At 65.1% G+C, this 21,928-nt stretch carries 19 protein-coding genes; 6 read left to right on the top strand and 13 right to left on the bottom strand.

The features are described from left to right. Positions 1 to 3: 3 nt before the first annotated feature. The 8 genes from WH303_RS17735 to WH303_RS17770 are packed head-to-tail and all read right to left on the bottom strand — an operon-like array spanning position 4 to position 10,019. Positions 4 to 1,014: a branched-chain amino acid ABC transporter permease gene (locus tag WH303_RS17735; RefSeq protein WP_339520105.1), complete on the bottom strand. Its 1,011-nt coding sequence runs from the start codon at positions 1,012 to 1,014 to the stop codon at positions 4 to 6. Further along, complete coding sequence (locus WH303_RS17740; protein ID WP_312986286.1) at positions 1,007 to 1,927, bottom strand: branched-chain amino acid ABC transporter permease; 921 nt, start codon at positions 1,925 to 1,927, stop codon at positions 1,007 to 1,009. Before WH303_RS17740 ends, WH303_RS17735 begins: the two co-directional genes overlap by 8 nt. A gap of 3 nt (positions 1,928 to 1,930) precedes the next feature. Further along, on the bottom strand, positions 1,931 to 3,115 hold the full coding sequence (locus WH303_RS17745) for an ABC transporter substrate-binding protein (RefSeq protein WP_339520106.1): 1,185 nt from the start codon (positions 3,113 to 3,115) through the stop codon (positions 1,931 to 1,933). A gap of 44 nt (positions 3,116 to 3,159) precedes the next feature. Then, positions 3,160 to 4,791, bottom strand: coding sequence for a benzoate-CoA ligase family protein (locus WH303_RS17750; protein ID WP_339520108.1), 1,632 nt, complete (start codon positions 4,789 to 4,791; stop codon positions 3,160 to 3,162). A gap of 59 nt (positions 4,792 to 4,850) precedes the next feature. Next, the gene (locus WH303_RS17755) at positions 4,851 to 6,026 is read right to left on the bottom strand and encodes an acyl-CoA dehydrogenase family protein (protein WP_339520110.1); all 1,176 of its coding nucleotides are present in this window, start codon (positions 6,024 to 6,026) and stop codon (positions 4,851 to 4,853) included. Position 6,027: 1 nt separating this feature from the next. After that, positions 6,028 to 6,882 carry an enoyl-CoA hydratase family protein gene (locus WH303_RS17760; RefSeq protein ID WP_339520112.1) on the bottom strand — a complete coding sequence of 285 codons (855 nt, stop codon included), beginning with the start codon at positions 6,880 to 6,882 and terminating at the stop codon, positions 6,028 to 6,030. Between the two features lie 23 nt (positions 6,883 to 6,905). Further along, complete coding sequence (locus WH303_RS17765; RefSeq protein WP_339520114.1) at positions 6,906 to 7,679, bottom strand: SDR family NAD(P)-dependent oxidoreductase; 774 nt, start codon at positions 7,677 to 7,679, stop codon at positions 6,906 to 6,908. A 12-nt stretch (positions 7,680 to 7,691) separates the two neighbouring features. Further along, complete coding sequence (locus tag WH303_RS17770) at positions 7,692 to 10,019, bottom strand: bifunctional salicylyl-CoA 5-hydroxylase/oxidoreductase (RefSeq protein ID WP_339520115.1); 2,328 nt, start codon at positions 10,017 to 10,019, stop codon at positions 7,692 to 7,694. Between the two features lie 116 nt (positions 10,020 to 10,135). On the opposite strand from WH303_RS17770, the gene WH303_RS17775 reads away from it, so the two are divergent. Continuing rightward, positions 10,136 to 10,669 carry a MarR family winged helix-turn-helix transcriptional regulator gene (locus tag WH303_RS17775; RefSeq protein ID WP_312986278.1) on the top strand — a complete coding sequence of 178 codons (534 nt, stop codon included), beginning with the start codon at positions 10,136 to 10,138 and terminating at the stop codon, positions 10,667 to 10,669. Positions 10,670 to 10,745: 76 nt separating this feature from the next. Here WH303_RS17775 and WH303_RS17780 read toward each other — a convergent pair whose 3' ends face one another. Next, a complete protein-coding gene (locus WH303_RS17780) occupies positions 10,746 to 11,231 on the bottom strand; it encodes a universal stress protein (RefSeq protein ID WP_339520116.1) in 486 nt (161 codons plus the stop codon). A gap of 125 nt (positions 11,232 to 11,356) precedes the next feature. Here WH303_RS17780 and tgt point away from each other — a divergent pair, with 125 nt between their 5' ends. After that, positions 11,357 to 12,529, top strand: coding sequence for a tRNA guanosine(34) transglycosylase Tgt (gene tgt / locus WH303_RS17785; RefSeq protein ID WP_339520117.1), 1,173 nt, complete (start codon positions 11,357 to 11,359; stop codon positions 12,527 to 12,529). A gap of 386 nt (positions 12,530 to 12,915) precedes the next feature. After that, on the top strand, positions 12,916 to 14,337 hold the full coding sequence (locus tag WH303_RS17790; RefSeq protein ID WP_148293327.1) for a GGDEF domain-containing protein: 1,422 nt from the start codon (positions 12,916 to 12,918) through the stop codon (positions 14,335 to 14,337). Here WH303_RS17790 and WH303_RS17795 read toward each other — a convergent pair. From WH303_RS17795 to WH303_RS17805, 3 genes are read right to left on the bottom strand one after another with little or no spacing between them, the layout of a single operon-like run. After that, a complete protein-coding gene (locus tag WH303_RS17795) occupies positions 14,334 to 15,119 on the bottom strand; it encodes a DUF2145 domain-containing protein (protein WP_339520118.1) in 786 nt (261 codons plus the stop codon). The genes WH303_RS17790 and WH303_RS17795 overlap by 4 nt on opposite strands. Positions 15,120 to 15,136: 17 nt before the next feature. Continuing rightward, positions 15,137 to 15,613 carry a hypothetical protein gene (locus WH303_RS17800; RefSeq protein ID WP_339520119.1) on the bottom strand — a complete coding sequence of 159 codons (477 nt, stop codon included), beginning with the start codon at positions 15,611 to 15,613 and terminating at the stop codon, positions 15,137 to 15,139. 38 nt (positions 15,614 to 15,651) lie between these two features. Next, positions 15,652 to 16,152 carry a YiaA/YiaB family inner membrane protein gene (locus WH303_RS17805; protein WP_021028332.1) on the bottom strand — a complete coding sequence of 167 codons (501 nt, stop codon included), beginning with the start codon at positions 16,150 to 16,152 and terminating at the stop codon, positions 15,652 to 15,654. Between the two features lie 224 nt (positions 16,153 to 16,376). Here WH303_RS17805 and mdeB point away from each other — a divergent pair, with 224 nt between their 5' ends. The 3 genes from mdeB to WH303_RS17820 all read left to right on the top strand — a co-directional run bounded on the left by mdeB (position 16,377) and on the right by WH303_RS17820 (position 21,537). Beyond that, positions 16,377 to 19,016 (top strand): alpha-ketoglutarate dehydrogenase, encoded by a 2,640-nt coding sequence (gene mdeB, locus WH303_RS17810; RefSeq protein WP_339520120.1) that lies wholly within the window; start codon positions 16,377 to 16,379, stop codon positions 19,014 to 19,016. 255 nt (positions 19,017 to 19,271) lie between these two features. Further along, positions 19,272 to 20,477: an ABC transporter substrate-binding protein gene (locus WH303_RS17815; protein WP_021028330.1), complete on the top strand. Its 1,206-nt coding sequence runs from the start codon at positions 19,272 to 19,274 to the stop codon at positions 20,475 to 20,477. Between the two features lie 151 nt (positions 20,478 to 20,628). Beyond that, positions 20,629 to 21,537, top strand: a complete 909-nt coding sequence (locus tag WH303_RS17820) for a dienelactone hydrolase family protein (protein WP_339520121.1) — start codon at positions 20,629 to 20,631, stop codon at positions 21,535 to 21,537. Positions 21,538 to 21,620: 83 nt separating this feature from the next. Here the strand turns inward: WH303_RS17820 and WH303_RS17825 are convergent, their stop codons facing one another. After that, the gene (locus WH303_RS17825) at positions 21,621 to 21,914 is read right to left on the bottom strand and encodes a putative hemolysin (RefSeq protein ID WP_339520122.1); all 294 of its coding nucleotides are present in this window, start codon (positions 21,912 to 21,914) and stop codon (positions 21,621 to 21,623) included. Positions 21,915 to 21,928 lie beyond the last annotated feature (14 nt).

A 21,928-nucleotide genomic window follows, 5' to 3' on the forward strand; every position in this document is an offset into this window, starting at 1 on the left:
TGCTCATCGCTTGCTCCACATGCCGCGCCGCAGGCTCAGCAAACCATTGGGTGCCACCAGCACCACGATCAGCAGCACGGCGCCCAGGCCCAACTGCCAGTGCACCGTGTAGGCGGCCAGCACTTCTTCCAGCAGCAAAAACACCGCCGCGCCCACCAGGCCGCCATAGAGATGGCCGACACCGCCCAGGATGACCATGATCAGCAGGATGCCGGACTGGGTCCACTGCAGCATGCCGGGGCCGACAAAGCTCCCCTGGTTGGCCAGCATCGCGCCTGCCAGCCCGGCAAAGGCACCGGCCAAGGTGAAGGCGACGAGCTTGTAGCGGTAGACCGGAAAGCCGATGGCCTGCATGCGCGTCTCGTTTTCCTTGATGGCCTGCAGCACATGGCCAAAACGGGCGTTCAGCACCCGCGCCATCGCCAGCAGGCTAGCGCTGACCAGCGCCAGCACCACGTAGTAGAAGGTCGCGTCCTGGCCCAGGTCCAGACCCAGGCCAATCTCCGAGCGGCTGGGCAGCGACAGCCCGTCATCACCGCCCAGCGATTTGAACGACATGATCAGGTAGTACAGCATCTGCGCAAAGGCCAGGGTGATCATGATGAAGTAGACGCCCTGGGTGCGCAGGCTGATGGCGCCCACCAGCAGCGAAAAGGCCGCGCCCATCAGCATCGCCAGCGGCCAGGCCAGCCAGGCGGAGGTCACACCCTGCTGCATCAGCAGGCCCACGGTGTAGGCACCCAGGCCGACAAAGGCCGCGTGGCCAAAGCTCACCATGCCACCAAAGCCGAGGATGAAGTTGAGGCTGGCAGCGGCCAGGCCAAACACCAGCACACGGCTGGCCACGCCGATGTAAAACTCTTCACCCGTCGCCTGGGCGATCAGCGGAAAGGCGATCAGCAGCGCCAACAGCGGCAATACCCAGCGCGGCTGCAAGCGGTGGTCGAAGACGCTGGGCTGCGCCGCTGGCGTGGCCTGGGCCGCAGCGGTCTGGGGGGCGGAGGTGTCAGTCATGGGCGGGGAACAGACCTTGGGGTTTGGTGAAGAGCACGGCAGCCATCAGCACATAGATCAGGATCGAGGCCACGGCCGGGCCGGCATTGGCCGCCACCTCGGGGCCCATGGCCTTGTCAAACAACAAGGGCACGAGGGTACGGCCGGCGGTATCGACCAGGCCGACCAGCAAGGCGCCCAGCAGCGCGCCCCGGATCGAGCCGATGCCGCCAATGACGATCACCACAAAGGCGAGGATCAGAATGCTCTCGCCCATGCCCACCTGCACCGCCAGCAGCGGGCCCAGCATGCCGCCCGCCACGGCACACAGCGCAGCGCCCAGCGCAAACACCAGGGTGAACAGCCGGCGCACATTGGCGCCCATGGCAGTTGCCATCTCGCGGTTGGCCGCGCCCGCGCGCACCTGCATGCCAAAGCGCGTGCGGGTCACCAGGAGCCACAGCAGCAAAGCCACGGCAAGGCCCACGCCGATGATCAGCAGCCGGTAGGCCGGGTAGGAAAAACCATCCATCAGCTGGACCGGCCCGGCCAGCGCGGCGGGTGGGTTGAGCATCAGCGGCTGCGCGCCCCAGATGATGCGCACGATCTCGTTGCTCATCAGCAAGATGGCAAAGGTGCCCATCACCTGCGACAGGTGGTCGCGGTGGTAGAGGCGGCGCAGGATCGTGTATTCCAGCAGCACGCCCACCACCACGGTGGCCAGCACCCCCAGGCCCAGGCCCAGCCAGAACGAGCCGGTGGCCTGGCTGAGGCTGGCCACCAGGTAGGCGCCGATCATGTAGAGCGAACCATGGGCCAGGTTGATCATGTCCATGATGCCGAACACGAGCGTGAGGCCAGCGGCCAGCAGGAACAGCATCAGGCCGAACTGCAGGCCGTTGAGCGTCTGCTCAAGAATCAGGATGGTGTTCATCGATCAGGAGGGCATCTTGCAGTCTTTGACGTAGGCATCCTGGTGGTTCTTGAACACCGTGCCCACCGTGCGGTTGGTCAGCTTGCCCTGCGCATCCTTGCTCACCACGCGCAGGTAATAGTCCTGCACCGGAAAGTGGTTGCTGTTGAACTTGAAGCTGCCGCGCACCGACTCGAACTTGGCCGCCTCGATGGCCTTGCGCAAGGCCGCCTTGTCATCGAGCTTGCCCTTGACATCACGCACCGCCGCGTCCATCAGGCGGGCGGCGTCATAGCCGTGCGAGGCGTAGAGCGAGGGGCTGCGGCCAAACTCCTTCTGGAAGTCGGCGACGAACTTCTTGTTCGCCGCATTGTCCAGGTCATGCGCCCACTGCGAGGTGTTGAAGGTGCCCAGCATCGAGTCGCCCACCGCACGGATCACGTCCTCATCGGCCGAGAAGCCCGGCGCATACAAGGTGATGTCCTTGGACAGTCCGGCCCCGACAAACTGCTTGATGAAGTTCACGCCCAGGCCACCGGGCAGAAAGATATAGACGCCATCGACCTGGGCCGCACGCATCTTGGAGATCTCGGCGCCATAGTCCAGCTGGCTCAGCGAGGTATAGGTCTCCATGCCGATCTCGCCCTTGTAGAAGCGCTTGAAGCCGGCGATCGAGTCCTTGCCTGCGGGGTAGTTGGGTGCGATCAGCGCCACACGCTTGAAGCCCTTGTCCTGCATGGTCTGGCCGGCGGCCTCATGCAGCGCATCGTTTTGCTGCGAGACATTGAAGAAATACGGGTTGCACTGGGCGCCGGCGTACTGCGAGGGGCCGGCATTGGGGCTGATGAAGAAGGTCTTGTTCTGGAACGCCGCCGGGCCCACGGCCAGCATCACGTTGGAGAACACGGTGCCGGTCATGAAATCCACCTTGTCGCGCTTGAGCAGGCGCTCGGCCGTCTGCTTGGCCACCTCGGGGTTTTGCTGGTCATCGACCACCACCACCTCGGCGGGCAGGTTGCCGATCTTGCCGTTCATGTGCTTGACGGCCAGTTGGAAGCCGTCGCGGATATCGGTGCCCAGACCGGCGCCGGGGCCCGACAAGGTGCTCAGCAACCCCACCTTGACCTGGTCGGCGGCACTGGCGCTGCTGGCGCAGAGCAGCGCGATGGACAGACTGACAAGACTGCGATGCAAGAGATGAGGCTTCATGCTGGTTCCCTGGTTGAAGTACGTAAAAATTTGCCGAGCCGCTACTATGCCGGGCTGTGCAGACGAAACCGTTGTAGTTTTCCCGTAGCTGTGCGCGGCAGCTGCGCGACAAAATCCAGGGCCCGTGGGTATTTGTAGGGCGCCACCGTGCTTTTGACAAAATCCTGCAAGGTCTTGACCATGTCCGCGTCCGCCGCAAAGCCCGGGCGCAGCACCACAAAGGCCTTGACGATCTGGCCGCGCTCGCTGTCGGGCAGGCCAATCACCGCGCATTCGGCCACCGCCGCATGCGCGAGCAAGGCGTCTTCGACCTCGGGCGCGGCAATGTTGTAGCCCGAGGAGATGATCATGTCATCGGTGCGGGCCTGGTAGACGAAGTAGCCGTCCGCATCCATCACATAGGCGTCACCGGTCAGGTTCCAGCCCGCATGCACATACTGGGTCTGGCGGCTGTCGTTCAGGTAGCGGCAACCGGTGGGGCCCTGCACGGCCAGCTTGCCCACCGTGCCGGCCGGCACTTCCTGGCCCTGCTCATCGACCACCTTGGCGCGGTAGCCGGGCACGGCGCGGCCGGTGGCGCCGGGCCGTGCCTCGTCCTCACGGTGCGAGATAAAGATATGCAGCATCTCGGTCGAGCCGATGCCGTCGATGATCTCGATGCCGGTGGCAGCTTTCCACAGCGCGCGCGTCGAGGCATTCAAGGCCTCGCCGGCCGATACGCATTTGCGCAGCCGGGTCTGGCGCAGCCGCTCGCCCTGCTGGGCCATCACGCGGTACGAGGTCGGCGCGGTGAACACCACGGTGGCGCCAAACTGCTCGATGCCATCGACCAGCTGCAGCGGTCCGGCCTTCTCCAGCAGCGCCATCGAGGCACCAATCGCCATCGGGAACAGCACCTGGCCACCCAGGCCAAAGGTAAAGGCCAGCGGCGGGCTGCCGATAAAGACATCATCGGGCGCAGCCCGCAGCACATGGCGCGGCCAGCAGGCGCAAACCGCCATGACATCGCGGTGGAAATGCATCGTGGCCTTGGGCACGCCCGTGGTGCCCGAGGTAAAGCCCAGCAGGCAGGTGTCGGTGGCGGCCGTCTGCACGGCGTCAAAATGCGGCGATGCCTGGGCCATCAGCGGCTCCAGCGCCTGCGCTGCTGGCAGGCCGCTGCCATTGAAGTAGCGCACCGCCTGCAAGCGTGGGTAGGCCGCCTGCGCTGCCTGCACCTCGGCCAGCAAGGCCGCATCGCAGAGCGCATGGCTGATCTGGGCAATCTCGATGATGGTGCCCAGCTCCTTGGCACGCAGCAGCGGCATCGCAGCCACCGCAATGCCGCCAGCCTTGACGACGGCAAACCAGCTCGCCACCATCATCGGGTTGTTGGGCGCGCACAGCAGCACGCGGTTGCCAGGCACCAGGCCCATCTGGGCGGTCAGCACATTGGCAATGCGGTTGGCATGGGCCTGCAGCTCGGCATAGGTCCAGCGCAGGCCCTGGGCCTGCAGGCAGAGGCGCTCGCCCCGGCCCTCGGCCACATGGCGGTCCAGCAGCTCGGCGGCGCAGTTGAGCCGCTCGGGGAACTGCAGCTCGGGCAGCTCGAACAGGTAGTCGGGCTGCAACTCGGGCGGCGGCAAATGCGTGGCCGCAAAGCGGTCGGTATGCGCGGTATAGGGCGTGGCAGACATCTCGCAAACTCCAGGCTGAAGGCGGAAACCAGGACCGGCGTCCAGGTCCTCGGCAATGGTCAAGGCGCAGCGGGCGCCACTTGTTTGAGCAGCTCACGGGCGATGATGAGTTGCTGCACCTCGGTCGCCCCTTCGTAGATGCGCAGCGCGCGGATCTCGCGGTACAGGCGCTCGACCGGCTGATCGCTGACGACGCCCAGACCGCCCCACATCTGCAGCGCCGCATCGATCACCTGCTGCGCGTTCTCGGTGGCGGTCATCTTGGCCATCGCCGCCTCGCTGGTCACGCTCTGGCCCTGGTCGCGCTGCCAGGCGGCGCGGTAGGTCAGCAGCGCGGCGCTGTCGATCTGCGTGGCCATCTGCGCGAGCTTGGCCTGGGTCAGCTGAAAATCGGCCAGCACGCCCTGGAACATGCGGCGGCTGGTGGCGCGCTGCAAGGCCTCATCCATTGCCCTGCGCGCAAAGCCCAGTGCGGCGGCCGCTACCGAGGTGCGGAACACATCCAGGGTGCGCATCGCCAGCTTGAAGCCCTCGCCCGCCGCACCCATGCGCTGGCTGACCGGCACGCGGCAGCCGCTAAAGCGCAGCCGCGCCAGCGGGTGCGGCGCGATCACATCGATGCGCTCGGCAATCTCCAGGCCGGGCGTATCCGCATCCACGATCAGCGCCGAGATACCACGCGCGCCCGGCGCCTCACCAGTGCGCACAAACACCACATAGAAGTCGGCAATGCCGCCGTTCGAGATCCAGGTTTTTTCGCCGTCGATGACATAGTGGTCACCGTCCAAGCGGGCCGCGCAGGCCATCGCAGCCACATCCGAGCCGGCATCGGGCTCGGACAAGGCAAAGGCCGCAATCGCCTCGCCCCTTGCCACCCGGCCCAGGTAGCGTGCCTTCTGCGCCTCCGTGCCCGCCAGGCTGATCGCGCCCGAGCCCAGCCCCTGCATCGCAAACGCAAAATCGGCCAAGCCGTTGTGGCGCGCCAGGGTCTCGCGGATCAGGCAGATGGCGCGGGTGTCGATCTGCGCGGCCGCACCGCCATGCGCCTCGCCGGCCACCGCATGGCGCAGCCAGCCCGCCTGGCCCAGCGCCTGCACCAGGCTGCGGCAATCGCCATCGGTATCGCCGCTGTGTACATGGGCCACATGCTGGGCGGCCCAGGCATCCAGCGTCTGCGCCAAGTCCGCATGGTGCGGCTCAAAAAACGGCCACTGCAGGTAACGGGTGTCGGCCATGTCAGTTCCCCTGGAATTGCGGCTTTTGCTTGGCCACAAAGGCCTCGTAGGCGCGCTTGAAGTCTTCGGTCAGCATGCAGATGGCCTGCGCCTGCGCCTCGGCCTCAATGGCCTGGTCGATGGTCATCGCCCATTCCTGGTGCAGCTGGGTCTTGGTGATGCCATTGGCAAAGCTCGGGCCGGCGGCCAAGTCGGCGGCCATCTGCTGGGCCTGCACCAGCAGCGTTTCGGGCTCTGCCAGGCGGTTGAAAAAGCCCCAGCGCTCGCCCTCGTCGCCGCCCAGGCTGCGGCCGGTGTAGAGCAGCTCGCTGGCCCGGCCCTGGCCGATGATGCGCGGCAAAAAGGCGCAGGCGCCCATGTCGCAGCCGGCCAGGCCCACGCGGTTGAACAGGAACGCGGTCTTGCTGCGGGCCGTGCCCAGGCGCATGTCCGAGGCCATGGCCATGATGGCGCCAGCGCCCGCGCAGATGCCATCGACCGCCGCAATGATGGGCTGCGGGCAGGCGCGCATGGCCTTGATGAGCTCGCCCGTCATGCGGGTGAACATCAGCAGCTCAGGGGCCTTGAGGGCCACCAGCGGGCCGATGATTTCATGCACATCGCCGCCCGAGCAGAAGTTGCCGCCCGCGCCCACCAGCACCACGGCCTTGACATCCTGCGCCCACTTCAGGCGGTGGAACAGGTCGCGCAGCTCTGCATAGGAGTCAAAGGTCAGTGGGTTCTTGCGCTCGGGGCGGTTCAAGGTGATCGTCGCCACGCCGGCATGGACCTGCCACAAAAAATGCTGTGCCTGGTAGCCAACCAGCTGTTGGTGGTTGCCCGCCACCAGCGCGGGGTCAATGGTGTATTCACTCATGCCTGTCTCCACAAATTCGGGGTTCACATCACTTCGCCGCCAGCCACCGCAATGGCCTGGCCGGTCATCGCGCCAGCGCCTTTACCGCAGAGCCAGACGACCGCATCGGCCACCTCTTGCGGCTGCACCAGGCGGCCCTGGGGGTTGTCGCGCACAAATTCGGCCATGGCCTGCTCGGGGCTGCGGCCGGTCTTGGCCACCACCCGGTCGATGCTGGTCTTGACCAGGTCGGTTTCGGTATAGCCCGGGCACACGGCATTGACCGTGATGCCCCGGCTTGCAACCTCCAGCGCCAGCGCCCGGGTCAGGCCCACCACGCCATGCTTGGCCGCCACATAGGCCGACACATAGGCGTAGCCGATCAGCCCTGCCGTGCTGGCCACGTTGACGATGCGGCCATAGCCGGCCGCCTGCATCGCTGGCAGCACCTGCTGCATGCACAGCATCGTGCCGGTCAGGTTCACCGCCAGCATCTGCGACCAGAGCTGGGCATCGGTCTTCATAAAGGGCGCGCTCTGCGCCTGGCCGGCGTTGTTCACCAGGATCTGGATATCGCCAAAGGCGGCGACAGCCTGCGCAAAGGCCGCGACCACCTCCGGCCCCTGCGCCACATCGGCCAGCACCTGCTGGCACTGGCCTGGGTAGGCATCCACCAGTTTTTGCAGCGGCTCGGGCCGGCGGCCCAGCACCGTCACCCGCGCGCCCTGCGCCAGCAGCTGGCGCGCAATCGCCTCGCCAATGCCCTGGCCGGCGCCGGTTACCAGTGCATGCTGTCCTTTAAAGGTCTTGCTTGGCATCGGCAGCACTCCTCAATGGCCAGCGGCCGCTTGCTGGGCCTTTTCGCGCTCGAACAGGCTTTCCATCTGGCGCTTGCCGGCAAAGTAGGGCTTGGGCCAGGCGATGGCGGTGTAGCCAATCTTGGCCGCCTCGGTCAAGGTCCAGGCCGGGTTGGCCAGGTGCGGGCGGGCGACGGCACAGAGATCGGCGCGGCCGGCCGCAATGATGGAGTTGGCATGGTCGGCCTCGCTGATCGCGCCGACGGCCATCGTCGCAATGCCTGCCTCCTGGCGGATGCGGTCGGCAAAAGGCGTCTGGAACATGCGGCCATAGACCGGTTTTTCCTGCTTGCTGACCTGGCCGGACGAGCAGTCGATCAGGTCCGCGCCTGCGGCCTTGAAGGCCTTGGCAATCTCTACCGCGTCATCGGGGGTGATGCCGCCGGGCACCCAGTCATGGGCGGAGATGCGCACCGACATCGGCCGCTCCTGCGGCCAGACGGCACGCACGGCCCGGAACACCTCCAGCGGGTAGCGCAGGCGGTTTTCCAAGCTGCCGCCATAGGCGTCGCTCCGGTGGTTGGTCAAGGGCGAAATGAAGCTGGACAGCAGATAACCATGGGCGCAGTGCAGCTCCAGCCAATCGGCGCCGACCTCGGCAGCCATCTGGGCAGCCTGCACAAACTGCTGCTTGACCTCGTCCATCTGCGCCAGGCTCATCGCCTGCGAGATCTGGCTCACGCCTTCCAGGTACTGCTGGGGCGAGGCCGAGATGATCGGCCAGTTGCCCTCGGCGAGCGGCAGGTCGGTGCCTTCCCAGGCCAGGCGGGTGGAGGCTTTCGCTCCGGCATGGCCGATCTGCATCGCAAACTTGGCATCGCTGTGGCTGTGGATCCAGTCGCTGATGCGCTGCCAGGCCTGCTTTTGTGCCTGGCTGTAGGTGCCCGGGCAGCCGGGGGTGATGCGGCCTTCGGGGCTAACACAGGCCATCTCGGCAAACACCAGACCGGCGCCGCCCATGGCCCGCGCGCCCAGGTGCACCAGGTGGTAGTCACCGGGCACGCCATCGACGGCCGAGTACTGCGCCATTGGCGAGACGACGATGCGGTTCTTCAAGGTCAGGCCGCGCAGGGTATAGGGCAGGAACATCGGCGGCGGCGCCTTGCCCTGTACCTCCACCCCGTTTTGCGCGGCCAGCCAGGCCTCATAGCCACCCAGCCAGGCGGCATCGCGCAGGCGCAGGTTCTCATGGCTGATGCGCTGGCTGCGCGTCAGCATCGAGTACATGAACTGCTCGGGTTCGAGCTGGTCGCAGTAGCGCTTGCCGCAGACCTCGAACCACTCCATCGCGTTCCAGGCGGCATTCTGGATGCGCAAGGTCTCCACCCGGCGCAGCGCCTGGTAGGCCTCCAGCACCGCAGGTATCTGCGCCTTGCCGTCACCCAGCTGCTGGAACTGGCGCGCCAGCTCGATCGCATCCTCAATGGCCAGCTTGGTGCCCGAGCCAATCGCAAAATGCGCCGTGTGCACGGCATCACCCATCAGCACCACATGGCTGCCCTTGGCGTTTTGCAGCCACCACTGGTCGCAGACCACGCGCTGGAAATTGATCCAGGCCGAGCCGCGCAAATGGCGGGCATTGGTCATCAGCCGCGCGCCTTGCAGGTTGTCGGCAAACAGCTTTTCGCAAAAGGCAATCGACTGCGCCTGGTCGGCCGTGTCCAGGCCGCAGGCCTTCCAGGTCTCTTCGGTGGTCTCGACGATGAAGGTCGAGGTCTTGTCGTCGAACTGGTAGATATGGGCCTGGAACCAGCCGTGCTCGGTGCGAACAAAGTCAAAGGTGAAGGCCTCGTAGACCTTGTTGGCGCCCAGCCAGATAAAGCGGTTGGGGCGAGTGACGATATCGGGCTTGAACACCTCGGCGTACTTGCTGCGGATGCGCGAGTTCACGCCATCGCTGGCGATGATCAGGTCGGCATCGGCATAGTCCTCGTCGGACTGCACATCGGTCTCGAACACGAGCTGAACACCCAGCTGCTCGCAGCGCGCCTGCAGGATATTGAGCAAATGCTTGCGGCCGATGCCGACAAAGCCATGGCCGCCCGAGCGGATCTTGCGGCCCTTGAACAGCAACTCGATATCGTCCCAGTGGTTGAAGGCCTCTTCGATCTGCGCAGCCGTCGCCGGGTCCCATTCGCGCATGTTGTCCATCGTCGCATCAGAGAACACCACGCCCCAGCCAAAGGTGTCATAGGGCTTGTTGCGCTCGACCACGGTCACGTCATGCGCGGGGTCCATCTGCTTCATCAGCAGTGCGAAATACAAGCCGGCGGGGCCGCCGCCGATGCAGACAATTTTCATGGCCAGGACCGTCCTGAAAAATACTTTATAACTAAATTATTGATGCATAAATAATTCACTAAAATACGCACATACCCTATCACTGGAGCCGCCTGCGGTACTGCACCATGGGCGCCATGGCTGACATGCAAACCCTCTGCAACTCCCCCTCCGACACCGGTGGCGGCATGGCTGGCCGCGAGGCCGGCCTCGCCCATGACGAACACCAGGCCGTGCGCCTGTGGCTGCGGCTGATGACCTGCAGCACGCAGATCGAACAGGTGATTCGCAGCAAGCTGCGCACCCAGTTCGCCACCACCTTGCCGCGCTTTGACTACCTGGCCCAGCTCAGCCGCTTCCCCAAGGGCCTGCGCATGAAGACGCTGTCCGAGTACCTGATGGTGACGGGCGGCAATATCACCGGTCTGACGGACCAGTTGGTGGCAGAAGGCTGGGTGGAGCGGGTGGCCGATGACGAGGACCGGCGATCGATGACGGTGCGCCTGACGCGCAGCGGCAAAAAGCAGTTCAGCACCATGGCCAAGGCGCATGAGCAATGGCTGGAGCATTTGCTCGCGCCCCTGGGCGCAGATGCCGCGCGTGAGCTGTATGAGCAGCTGGGCCTGCTGCGGCAGATCGTGGGCCAGCGGGTGGAGCAGCTTGCCGACTGAGTGCCAGCCCTAAAAATGACAAAGAGCCTGCGGACCGCCCCTGGTCCGGCAGGCTCTCAGGCTTCTCTTTGAAGAATTACATCGCGGTATCGGCCTGGCTGAGGTCGCTATCGGCCTCATCGGCCTCCAGCACCTCGGGCATCTTGACGATGGTGGTCGGCACCTTGCTGTGGCGGGCCACCTCGCGCGAGACCGAGCCGATCAGAATGCTGCCCAGCATGCTCTCGCCGGTGGCACCGAGCACGATCAGGCCGCAGCCCTTCTCCTCGGCGATGTCGAGCAGGCTCGCGTAGATATCGCCCAGGCGGATCTCCACCTCATACGAGACACCGGCCAGGCGCAGCATGTCCAGCGCCGGGGCGACCAGGTCCATGCCCGCTTCCAGGCTGGCATTGGCGATCAGCTCCGAATCCTGCGTGGCCAGCTCCAGAAAGCTCGCCTCCTTTTGCACATGGGCGACCACCACATGGGCGCGCAAGCCCTGTTGCACCAGCTGCACGCCGTGCTGCACCGCCTGCAGCGAGTTGGGCGATCCGTCGACGGCGATCATGATGTTGAGCATGGGCTTCTCCTTGGCAGTGAAAGATAAGACCAGTGTAGCGATCTGCCGGCAGCCCCTGTGTCAGAGACGAGCCTGCGAAACCCGCCGCGCCGTCAACTACCGCACATCTGCGAAAATGCCCGGTTATGCTGCAGTTCGACCTTCTCAAAACCGATCCCACCAGCCACGCACGCCGTGGCACGCTCACGCTCAACCATGGCGTGGTGCAGACCCCCATCTTCATGCCCGTGGGCACCTATGGCACCGTCAAGGGCGTGATGCCGCGCAGCCTCGAGGAAATGGGCGCCCAGATCATTCTGGGCAATACCTTCCACCTGTGGATGCGCCCGGGGCTGGATGTGATGAAGAGCTTTGGCGGCCTGCACGGTTTCGAGAAATGGGACAAGCCCATTCTGACCGACTCGGGCGGTTTCCAGGTCTGGTCGCTGGGCGCGATGCGCAAGATCACCGAAGAAGGCGTGCATTTCCAAAGCCCGGTCAATGGCGACAAGCTGTTCATGTCGCCCGAGGTCAGCATGCAGATCCAGACGATTCTGAACTCGGACATCGTCATGCAGCTCGACGAGTGCACGCCGTACGAGACCAACGGCAAAAAGACCACCGAGGCCGAGGCGCGCAAGTCGATGGAGATGAGCCGCCGCTGGGCCAAGCGCTCCAAGGAAGAGTTCGAGCGCCTGGGCAACCCCAATGCCTTGTTCGGCATTGTGCAGGGCGGCATGTTCAAGAACCTGCGCGAGGAATCGCTGCAGGGCCTGCTGGATATCGACTTCCCCGGCTACGCCGTGGGCGGCGTCTCGGTCGGCGAGCCCAAGGACGAGATGCTGGACATCATGCAGCACACGCCCCATCTGCTGCCGGCCCACAAGCCGCGCTACCTGATGGGCGTGGGTACGCCCGAGGACCTGGTCCATGGTGTGGCCGATGGCGTGGACATGTTCGACTGCGTGATGCCCACGCGCAATGCGCGCAACGGCACCATCTTCACCCGCTATGGCGACCTGAAGATCCGCAACGCCCGCCACAAGACCGACCACCAGCCCATCGACACCTCCTGCACCTGCCACGCCTGCGCCGGCAAGAGCGGCGTGAGCTGGGACAACGGAGGGCGCGAGGGTTTCAGCCGCGCCTACCTGCACCACCTGGACCGCTGCGGTGAGATGCTGGGCCCCATGCTGACCACCATCCACAACCTGCACTACTACCTGAACCTGATGCAGGAAGTGCGCCAGTCGCTCGATGCCGGCCACTTTGCCCAGTTCCGCGCGCAGTTCAAGTCGGACCGGGCACGCGGTATCTAAGTTCTCGGCCCCCCTCCCCTGCCATGCCATGCCATGCAAAGCGTGGGGGCCAAGAGACAGCGCAGCACGGCGCTTGACAGCCCCTGCGTAAAGTAAGAGACAGCGCCGTCTGGGGCTTTGCGCCCCTCGGTGCACCGCAGCTGCCCACGGCAACAGCGCTGTTTGATCCCGGCATATTTCAGATTCATGCGCAGACTGGCATGCGTTCTTAGCTCCCATTTTGGAAGCAATAGCGATTGACTGAGATTATCGATTAATCAAAATCTCAGCCAGGCCCTGCGCGGCTGCAGCACTCAGCCCACCTGCCAATGTGTGACTGGCCCACGGGGTCGGGCCCATGGCGGTGCAGGGGAGCGGGTATATTTCGCCCATCCTCCCTCACACCCATGCTGACCGCGTCGCCCGTCCACCCCTTGGAGCAACCCCATAGCGGTCGCTTGCTGCTCTGCGCCAGCTTGGCGGTGTTTGCGGCAGCGATGGTCGGCATCCTGCTGCGGCCGCTGGGTTACCTCTCGGTGTTCTGGCCCGCCAACCAGATCGTGCTGGTGCTGCTGCTGCGCTACCCGCGCCTCATGCGCCCGCTGGGGCTAGCCGCCCTTTTTGCCAGCTTTGTGCTGGCCGATCTGATCACCGGCACCTCCTTGTGGCTGTCCCTGGGCTTTACCACCGCCAACCTGTGCGGCGCCGCCTGCGGCTGGCTGTTCTTGCGCCGGCAATCCCAGCGCGATCTGCAGATGGAGGGCCAGTATTCCGCCTTGCTGGTGTTCTTTGCCAGCGGCATGGCCTCCACGGCATCGGCGGCCATTGGCGGGCCTATCAGCGCCTGGGCCTTTGATCTGTCGATGAGCCAGGGGCTGCTGATGTGGTGGACCGGCGAATGGATGAACGCGATGATGCTGCTGCCGTTCCTGCTGGCGCTGCCCTCGGCACGCAGCAGCGGCGCAAAGCAAGAGCGCCAGTCCTGGGCCTTGAAACTGCTGCCCGCGCTGGCCGTGGTCGGCCTGGAGATGACCAGCTACATGGTGGGCAACAAGGTCGGCTCGCTGGTGTTCTCGCTGCCTGCGCTGCTGTGGTGCGCGCTGTCCTACCGCATCCTGACCACGGCCATCATCACCATGCTGGTGTTTGTGACCAAGGTGATCGTGATCTCCAACATCGTGGGCTTTATCCCGGCCAATGTGCTGGATGTGGCCAGCCTGCGCCTGGGCATCACGATGCTGATCCTGGGGCCGCTGTCGGTGGCGGGCTCGCACGCCGCACGCGCCGAGCTCCTGCACCGCATGCGCTACCAGGCCCACCATGACAGCCTCACCGATGTGCTCAGCCGCAATGGCTTTGTGCAGGCCAGCCACGCGCTGCTCAAGCGCCTGACCCATGAAGGCAGCTCGGCGGCGGTGCTGATGCTGGACCTGGACCATTTCAAGCGTGTCAACGACAACCACGGCCATGCCAGCGGCGACCGCCTGCTGCGCGATGTCAGCCAGGTGCTGACCGAATCGCTGCGCCCCCAGGATGTGCTGGGCCGCATCGGTGGCGAAGAGTTTGCCGTGGTGCTGCCCCATATCAGCTTTGAAGATGCCACCGCCATTGCCGAGCGCCTCTGCCATACCGTGCGCAGCGGCCACTTTCTGACGGCGCACCACGAGCCGCTGCAGGCCACGCTCAGCATCGGCCTGGCCTACAAACAAGCGCTGCGGGCGGGTGACAGCCTCGAAGACCTGCTGCGCGAAGCGGACCTGGCCCTGTACCAGGCCAAGGCCCAGGGCCGCGACTGCGCGGTCTGGACGGCGCCGCTCTCTGCGGCTTAACGCAGCAGCACCGGCGCCGACGCCAAGCCGCTGCGCTGCAAAAACGCCAACGCAGAATCCACCGTCGCCGTTTCAATATGGCCGGCAAAGCGCTTTTCGGGCGGGTGGTCGTCAAAGGCGATATTGGCGCGCGTCATGCGGCCGCCCAGCCGGGTCATCGCACCGATGCGCAAGTCGCTGGGCTGGTAGCCCTGCAGCTGCAACCAGGCCTGCGCCTGGCCCCGGTCATGCACGGTTTGCGGCGCCAGCGCCTGGGCCAGGGTCTCCAGCGCCCACTGGTTGCTTTGCTGGTAACGCTGGCTCCAGGGATAGGCCAGCATGCTGTAGCGCGGCTCGTGCAGCTGCAAGGGCTGCGCGTTGGCCGACAGCGCCAGCAGCAGCTGTTGCTGCACCTCCTTGGTGGGCACCACCACCACCGCCTGGTAGCGCCACATATCGTCCAGGAAAAACTCGCCCAGGCCCTGGCGGTAGACATGGGAAGTGGCAGTGCCGCAGTCATTGAGCTTGTGCACCACACGCCAGGCGCCGGTGGCCGATTTGTAGGCCCAGCCCATGTGCGAGAACTGCAGCTGGTACTTGCGCAGATCCTGGCCCTGGCGGCCCAGCAACACCAGCTGCGCACCGCTGGCATCCAGCGCCTGAGCGACGTTTTGCGCCAGGCTCAGGCTTTGGCGCACGCTGTCGAGCGTGGGCTTTTGCGGCTCGCAGCTGCGGCCGGCCTGGGCGGCCGTGGCGGCCAGCAGTGCGGCGGCCAGCAGGCCCAGGCGCAGAGGTTTCAACATGGCCATCTCCTTGGTCATCACAAGCGCTCGTTGTAGAGCAGTGCCTTACCCACCTCATTGGGAATAAAGGCAATCACCTCGCCAGCGGCTGACAGCAGCACCCCCGTGCCCACCACGCTGACGAGGAGGGCCGTGCCGACACCGGCGGCGCTGGCGCCCAGGGCACCGGCTGACAGCTCAATGCTGGCCGCCGCGCCGTCCGATGCGCTCTCCAGCAACCAGACCGTGCCCTTGGCCGATGCCTGCACGCCCTTGACGATAAGCTGGGCGCCATCGACCGACAGCGCGACCGGCAGGGCGACCACGCTGGCCGACGCCCCCACCGAGGCCGCCGTGCCCACGACCACCGATGCAATCGGCAGGGCCGAGAGCACCAACGACGCATCGCTTTGTGCCCGGGCCGCCGGGGCGGTGGCCAAACCCAGCACCAGCGCGGTGCTGGCCAGAGTGGCAGCAGCGCGGCGCTGCCATTTGCGAACCGTAAGATTGAACATATGCTGCTCCCGTGTTGGCTGCATCATCCGATGGGTGCTCACACGCGCTCCTGCGGGTGGCCCGCGTCCTGCTCGCGGGGCGCGCTGCGCATGCTGCGGGCCTGTTGGATAGCGCTGGCCAGGTCCGACTCATGCTTGTCGCGCAGCATCTTGGCCAGGGTGAAGGCGGTGGTGATCATGTACATCCAGCTCACGCCCAAAAAGGCCTTGTAGGTCGGGTTGATGTCCATGCTGAGCAAACCCCAGCCGGTCAGCCCCATCGCGATCGCAAAACCGCCCCAGACCACAAAGCGCCACATGGGGGTGTCGCCAGCTGCCTGGCGGCTGTCCGCCTGTTTGTCCCGCACAAACTTGGCTAGAACAAAGGCGGCCGAGAGGCAGAACATATAGCCCATCACCATGAACGCCTGCTCCAGGTGTTGCCCTGGCAGCCAGGCCAGGCCGATCGCGCACATCGAGACCGCAATACCGAACGAGATCCATACCTGGTATTGCCATGCACGGGTGTCACGCTGAACAGGATTGGAGAATGGAGACATGGTGGGTCGGAGCATCAGGGCCCCGCTTTGGTTGAACACGCCGCGATGATGCGGGCAAGCGGCTGCGCCAGCATCCCCTTTTAATGCCGGTAGCAGTTTTCAAAGAATCAGGTATCGCGAGGCAATACTTTCAAGGCGCTGCCGTTGTCGCGGCGCCTCGCGCCTGGGCGACGCTTCCATGGCATGATCCCAAGCATTCACCAAGAACCAGACAGGAGACCACCGTGCGCCAGCCGCCCCACCATGTGCCCGCCACCCCGCCAGCTGACCCCGCCGAACTGGCCGAGTGGTGCGATGCCTTCGATGGAATGCTGGCGGCCTATGGCTCGGCGCAGGGCAAGGAGCAGGCGGGCGCGTTGCTCGACGCGCTGCTGGCCCATGCCCGCAAGCGCCATGTGGCCTGGAAGCCCTCGGGCAACACGCCCTACGTCAACACCGTCACGGTGGATGAGCAGCCGCCCTACCCCGGCGATGTGGCGCTGGAGAAAAAGCTCTCGGCCATCCTGCGCTGGAACGCGCTGGCGATGGTGGTGCGCGCCAATGCCGCGCATGGCGAGCTGGGTGGCCACATCGCCAGCTATGCCTCGGCGGCCGATCTGTTCGAGACCGGATTCAACCATTTCTTCCGCGCCGATGATGGCCACCAGGCCGCTGATCTGGTGTATTTCCAGCCCCACTCCTCACCCGGCGTCTATGCGCGCGCCTTTCTGGAAGGGCGCCTGGGAGAAGAGAACCTGGCCCATTACCGCCAGGAGCTGGTGGCCGCCAGCCAGGGCATCCAGGGGCTGTGCTCCTACCCGCACCCCTACCTGATGCCCGAGTTCTGGCAGTTCCCCACCGGCTCGATGGGCATCGGACCGATCAATGCGATCTACCAGGCGCGCTTCATGCGCTACCTGGCCGACCGGGGCCTGGCCGATACCGCAGGCCGCAAGGTCTGGGGCTTTTTTGGCGATGGCGAAATGGACGAGCCCGAATCCATCGCCGCCCTCACCCTGGCCGCACGCGAGGGGCTGGACAACTGCATCTTCGTCATCAACTGCAACCTGCAGCGGCTCGATGGCCCGGTGCGCGGCAATGGCCGTATCGTCGATGAGCTCGAAGCGCTCTTTAGCGGCGCGGGCTGGAACGTCGTCAAGTGTCTCTGGGGCTCCGAGTGGGATGCGCTCTTGGCGCGCGACCACAGCCATGTGCTGGCGCGCACCTTTGCGCACACGGTCGACGGCGAGTTCCAGACCCTGTCGGCCAACGATGGCGCCTTCAACCGCGAGCATTTCTTCAACCAGAGCCCGGAGCTGGCGGCGCTGGTCGCCCACCTGTCCGACAGCGACATCGACCGCCTGCGCCGTGGCGGCCATGACCCGGTCAAGATCCACGCCGCCTTTGCCAGCGCCGCTGCGCACAGCGGCCAACCCACCGTCGTGCTGGCCAAGACCATGAAGGGCTACGGCATGGGCAGCATCGGCCAGGGCCGCATGACCTCGCACCAGCAAAAAAAGCTCGGCGCCGAAGACCTGCTGGCCTTTCGTGACCGCTTCAACCTGCCGCTGAGCGATGCCCAGGCCACCTCGGCCGCCTTCCTCAAGCCCGCCGATGGCAGCGCCGAGATGCGCTACCTGCTGGCGCGCCGCCAGGCGCTGGGCGGCTTTTTGCCGGCGCGCAAAGGCCAGGCCACGCCCGTGGCCGTGCCCGATCTGCAGGCGACGGCCGGCTTTGCACTGCAGGCCGAGGGCAAGCCGATGAGCACCACGATGGCCTTTGTGCGCCAGCTGGGCAACCTGCTCAAGGACCCGACCCTGGGCCCGCGCATCGTGCCCATCGTGGCCGATGAGGCGCGCACCTTTGGCATGGCCGGGCTGTTCCGCCAGGTGGGCATCTACGCGCCTTTTGGCCAGCTCTACCTGCCCGAGGACAATGCCTCGATGCTGCTCTACCGCGAAGCGAGCAGCGGCCAGATTCTGGAAGAAGGCATCAGCGAAGCGGGCGCGCTGTCGTCCTGGACAGCAGCCGCCACCAGCTATAGCACCCATGGCACGGCCATGCTGCCGTTTTTCATCTTCTACAGCATGTTCGGCTTCCAGCGCGTGGGCGATTTGATCTGGGCCGCTGCCGACCAGCGCGCACGCGGCTTTTTGATCGGCGCCACCTCCGGGCGCACCACCTTGGGCGGCGAAGGCCTGCAGCACCAGGACGGCAGCAGCTTGCTGAGCGCCTCCACCGTGCCCAACTGCAAGAGCTACGACCCCGCCTTTGCCGGCGAGCTGGCCGTCATCATCGACCATGGCATGCAGCGCATGCTGCAAGAGCAGCGCGACGAGTTCTTCTACATCACCGTCACCAACGAAAACGTGGCCAACCCCAGCCTGCCGCCTGAGGCCCATGAAGGCGTCATCCGGGGCATGTACCGGCTGCAGGCCGGCTCTGCGCACAGCCCGCGCCGGGTGCAACTGCTGGGCAGCGGCGCGATCATGGGCGAGGTGCTCAAGGCCGCTGCCATTCTGGAGCGCGAGCATGGCGTCGCTGCCGATGTCTGGAGTGTCACCAGCTATGCCGAGCTGGCCCGCGATGGCGAGGCCCAGCTGGAGCTCTGGCGTGCTGGCAAGGCCAGCGCCCCCAGCTGGTTTGCGCAGCAGCTGGCGTCTTCGCAAGGCCCCATCATTGCCGCCAGCGACTATGTGCGCGCCTTGCCCGAGCTGGTGCGCGCCTACCTGCCCACGGACGACCGTGGCCTGCCGCGCCAGCATTACTACACGCTGGGGACGGACGGCTTTGGCCGCAGTGATTCGCGCGCGGCGCTGCGCCAGCATTTCGCCGTCGATGCCGCCGCCATCGTGCAGACCTATCTGCGCAGCCAGCAGCGCTGAGCACCCGTTCAACGAGGGATGCGCAAAAAAGCCAAGCCACTGTGCACAAGCGCCCAGGCGGTCGCGAAACTCCTGAATTGATAGCTGCCCGTGCTTTTGAGACAAGCACTGGCAGCTATTTTTATGGAAGCTGTGCCCAATAAGGCACCCGGTGCAGCGCAGTAATTGTCCCAATACCACCTGGCGCTGTGCATGCCAGTATCTGCTCCATGCGGCTGCCGCATCGAGACAACACCATAAACATCAGGAGCAACTATGCAACGCACTCGCCTGGCGCAAGCCTTGGCCACCTTGGGACTGCTGGGCTTGACCGCCGCCATGGGCACGGCCCATGCACAGGACAAGGTCAAGATCGGCTATATCTCCGACCTGTCGAGCCTCTATGCCGACCTCGAAGGCAAGGGTGGCGCCACCGCCATCCAGATGGCGATTGACGACTTTGGCGGCAAGGTGCTGGGCAAGCCGATCGAAATGCTGGTGGTCGACCACCAGAACAAGGCCGACATCGCCGCCAGCAAGGCACGCGAGTGGATCGACACGCAGAACCTGACGATGATCTTCAGCGGCACCAACTCGGGCACGGCGCTGGCGCTGGCCAAGGTGGCCGATGAGAAAAAGCGCGTGATGATCAACAACGGCGCGGGCACCTCGGCGCTGACCAACGAAGCCTGCACGCCCTACACCGTGCACTATGCCTATGACACCGTGGCGCTGTCCAAGGGTGCGGCCGGCGCCATTGTCGACAACGGCGGCAAGAACTGGTTCTTTCTGACCGCCGACTATGCCTTTGGCCATGCGATGGAAGCCGATGCCACCAAGGTCGTCAAGGCCAAGGGCGGCGCCGTGGCTGCGGCCGTGCGCCACCCGCTCAATGCCTCCGACTTCTCATCCTTCCTGCTGCAGGCGCAAAGCTCCAAGGCCCAGGTGCTGGCGCTGGCCAATGCCGGCGGCGACACCATCAACGCCATCAAGGCGGCCAAGGAATTCGGCATCGACAAGTCGATGAAGATTGCCCCCCTGCTTGTCTTCTACAGCGACATCCACAGCCTGGGCCTGAAGAACACCGCCGGCATGCAGTTCGTCACCAGCTGGTACTGGGACATGAACGATGCAACGCGCAAGTTTGCCGACGCCTACATGAAGAAAACCCAGCGCCGCCCCACCGAAATCCAGGCCGCCGACTACTCCGCCACGATGAACTACCTCAAGGCCGTGCAGGCTGCCGGCACCACCGATGCCGACAAGGTGATGGAGACCTGGCGCGGCATGAAGATGGACGACTTCTTTGGCTCGGGCACCTTGCGCGCCGACGGCAGCTACATCCACGACATGTACCTGGTCCAGGTCAAGACCCCGCAGGAATCCAAGGGCACCTGGGACTACTACAAGATCGTCAAGAAGCTGCCCGGTGACGAGGTCTTCACGACCAAGGAAGAAACCAAGTGCGCGCTGTGGAAGTGAGCTGAGCCCAGCCACCCCCACCACGATGCCTGGCGATGCCAGGCATTTTTCTTGCATGAACACGGCGGCGCCGGCGCGCCAGCCACCTTGTCACGGGCTGTTTTTTATCGTCCCCCATAATGGGGCTGCCATCCGCAGAAAAGGAAATCCTATGTCCCAGACTCCCAGCAATGCCGATTTCGACTCCCTTCTCCCGGGCCGCGCCACCTTGGCCGGCAGCACCCGCCGCAGCGCCCTGCAAATGGCGCTGGGCGTAGGCTACGCCGCAGCAGCGGTGCCAGTGATGGCGCAAACCGCCATCAAGACCCCCGATACCGGGCTGACGGCCGGCACGATCCAGTACACGGTTGACGGCTTCCAGGTCAGCGCCTACCGCGCAGCGCCCGCTGGCAAGACCCACCTGCCGGTGGTCCTGGTGATCCAGGAAATCTTTGGCGTGCATGACTACATTGCCGACACCTGCCGCCGCCTGGCCCAGCTGGGCTACCTGGCCATTGCACCCGAGCTGTTTGCGCGCCAGGGCGACCCGCGCAAATACACCGAAATCAGCCAGCTGCAAAGCGAGCTGGTCAGCAAGGTACCCGATGCCCAGGTCATCAAGGACCTGGACGCTGCCCTGGCCTGGGCCAAGGACAATGGCGGCGACACCAGCCGCGCCGGCATCACCGGTTTTTGCTGGGGTGGCCGCATCACCTGGCTCTATGCCGCCACCGGCAAGGTCAAGGCCGGTGTCGCCTGGTATGGCCGCCTGCAAGGCGCTGCGAGCGAGTTGCAGCCCAAGCACCCCATTGACCTCAGCGGCGCACTCAAGGCCCCCGTGCTCGGCCTCTACGGCGGCAAGGACCAGGGCATTCCGCTTGAGTCCGTGGAAGCCATGAAGCAAAGCCTGCAAAAAGCCGGTGCCGCTGGCAATGCCGCCGCTGCTGCGTCGAGCTTCCATGTCTACCCGGAAGCGGGCCACGCCTTCCATGCCGACTACCGCCCCAGCTACCGCAAGGATGCGGCCGAAGACGGCTGGAAGCGCATGCAGGACTGGTTCAAGACGCATGGCGTCATCTAAAACCTAGATCGCCAGCGACTCCGCAAGATAAAACCCCTGCCAGCGCACGATGCGCGGGCAGGGGTTTGTCGTTGCTGGGGCGCTCAGTTCATTGGGTTGTCGCGCCAGAACAGGTCCCAGGGGTCCATTTCCTTGCCGTCGGGGAATTTGCACACCGTGTTCTTGCCCTTGGGCGTGTTGAGCAAGGCGCCGCCCATCTGCACGCAGTAGGCCGATGCGGGGCTGCGCGGGCCGGCATAGACGGTGGCGCGTGTGAAAGCCTCCTTCTCTTCAGGGTCATGCAGCGGCTTCAGGCCCGAAGTACTGCTGCAGGCGGCCAGGGCGGACATGGCCACCAGGGCTGCCACGCTTTTGTACAGAATCGTTAGAGAGGTCATCACAAAGCCATTCG

The sequence above is a fragment of the Comamonas sp. MYb69 genome (assembly GCF_037479315.1).
Lineage (GTDB): Bacteria > Pseudomonadota > Gammaproteobacteria > Burkholderiales > Burkholderiaceae_C > Comamonas.